This window comes from Streptomyces sp. AM25 (assembly GCF_058146165.1).
Window position 1 is genome coordinate 31,213 of sequence record NZ_JBKIWN010000048.1, and the last position, 2,291, is coordinate 33,503.

At 73.6% G+C, this 2,291-nt stretch carries 2 protein-coding genes; both read right to left on the reverse strand.

Features of this window, described 5'->3' with window-relative positions; genetic code table 11:
- Nucleotides 1-144 precede the first annotated feature (144 nt).
- Complete coding sequence (locus ACLHRZ_RS34340) at nt 145-1,257, reverse strand: glycosyltransferase family 4 protein (protein WP_490422541.1); 1,113 nt, start codon at nt 1,255-1,257, stop codon at nt 145-147.
- Nucleotides 1,258-1,393: 136 nt separating this feature from the next.
- Complete coding sequence (locus tag ACLHRZ_RS34345) at nt 1,394-1,816, reverse strand: hypothetical protein (protein WP_490422542.1); 423 nt, start codon at nt 1,814-1,816, stop codon at nt 1,394-1,396.
- Nucleotides 1,817-2,291 lie beyond the last annotated feature (475 nt).

The following is a 2,291-nucleotide window of genomic DNA, read 5'->3' on the forward strand; positions in this document are numbered from 1 at the left end:
GGGAGCGGGGCGGGCCCTTCCGGGGACTGAACTTTTTGCGGCAGCCCTGGTCCACGGGTGGGGCGCCCCGCACTTGCCACAAAAAGTTTTTACGTCCCTCTCCAGGGCCCGCCCCGCTCCCACCCCACCCCCTCGCGCCCGTGGTCAGTTGCGCCGGCTCAGTTCGTCGTACACGCTCAGAACGTGGGCCACCGTGTCGTCCTCCGACGGCCAACTCGCCGCCTGGCGGCGCCCGGCTCGTACCAGTCGGTCGCATCGGAGGGGGTCCTCCAGCAGTCTGGTCACCGCGTCGGCCAGCGCCGCCGCGTCACCGCAGGGGACCAGTTCGGCCGCGTCGCCCACGAGTTCCGGCACCCCGCGCGCTTCCACCGCGACCAGCGGCACCCCCGCATGGAGCGCCTCCTGGGCGAGGAGCGACCTCGCTTCCCAACAGCCCGGCAGGATCGCCACGTCGGCCACCGACAGCAACTCCGGTACGTCGTCGCGTCGTCCCACCAGCTGTACCGGCAGGCCTTCCGACTCGATCCTGTGCTGCAGTTCCGGGCGTTCACGGCCCTCGCCCGCGACGATCAGCAGTGGTTCGGGGTCCATTTCACGCCAGATCCGGGCGGCGTCCAGGAGGAGTCCGTAACCCTGACCGGGTTCCAGGCGGCCTACGGTCACCAGCAACGGCCTTGCCACTGCGCCCAGTTCGGCGCGCGCCTTGAGGCGCAGGGTGTCGTCCGGCTCGGGATCCGGTACGGGCCGCGGGGCCGGCACCGCCACCGGCGCCAGCCGGGCGTCGCGCGCCCCGCGCAGCCGCGCCTGGTCCACGAGCTCCGACGAGGCGCCCAGCACCACTGCCGCGGTGCGCACGGCACGGCGCTCCATCAGCCGTACGACGTGGGCGCGTGCGCCTGCGGCATGCACCCGGGTGTGCCAGGTGACCACCAGCGGTGTCGGACGGCCGCGCAGTGCGAGCGCCGCCAGCACCCCGGACTTCAGGCCGTGTGCGTGCACGACGTCCGCGCCCTCGCCGAGCGCGCGGATGTCCGCGACGGCCAGTGCGTCCGTTCCCGGGCGGAGCGGGGCGAACGCGGCGCCGGAGTCCGGGATTCCGAACTCCTCGCCCGTCCGCGGCGGTGCGCACACCGTCACCCGCAGCCCGTGCGCCACGAGCCCGGCCGCGAGCGACCGTACGTGTGCCCCGCTCCCGGCGCTCCCGCTGCCCAGGACTTGAACGGCGTGCAGGGGCGGCCGGGCCGGTGTGCTGCTCACGCGGGGGAAGCTCCTGGGTCGTCGTCGGGCAGAGGCGTACGGCGAGGTGCTGCGCCCAGGATGCCAGCCCCCGCCGACATCCCGGCACCGCCGTACCGAGGGTCGGGCGCCCTACCTCGCCCGTACATCAATGGATTCACCCGCTTTGGGGACTCTTGACCTCCATGACCAGGGCCACGGCCACCAGCGCGGCCGCGTGCAACGCCAGCCCCGTACGCCCGTTGCCGGCCACCACGGCCGTCCCGAGCCCGGCGCCGAGGGCGTGCGCGCCGGTGTCGCCGAGCGTGGTGCGCGCGGCGAGGTCGTCCTTCAGCAGGGCGGCCGCGGCTCCGACGGGGGCGGCGGCCGCCCCGACTCCCCTTGCCACCCCGGGCAGTCCGAGGGCCACGACGGCACCGGCGGCCCGGCCCGGCCGTACGTCCAGCAGATTCACCAGATGCGCGGAACCGGCGATGACGACACCGGCGAGAACCTTGTCGACCGCCCGTTCCCGGAGCACCGCCCCGGCCACAAGTCCGGCGGCACCGATCCCGAGGAGCTTGACGCCCCCGCTGGTCACCTCCCCCTCCCGCAAAGCGGCAAGGTGGGCCCGGACCCCCCGCCGGGGATCCCCGGCCCCCGCATGATCGTCGTAGGCACCGCAGACGGCCGAGGCCACGACGGCCAACGCCCCGGCCCCCCGAACCCGCGGAGGCAGGGAGGAGAAGCCCGCCAGAACACCCGCAGCCGCCGCAGGACCGGCACACAAATCGACAACGCGCCCGGCATGGTTGGTCCGCTCCCACACCGGACGGCCACCGGGCTTGCGCCGCCGCAGAACCTCGTAAACCCCGCCCGCAACACCCGCAGCCACACCCGCAAGCCTGATCATCCGGCCCACTCTAGACAAGGTGTTGAAACGGCACGAGGGGGTGGGGCGGGAGCGGGGCGGGCCCTGGAGGGGACGTAAAAACTTTTTGTGGCAAGTACGGGGCACGCAAACCGTGGACCAGGGCTGCCGCAAAAAGTTCAGTCCCCGGAAGGGCCCGCCCCGC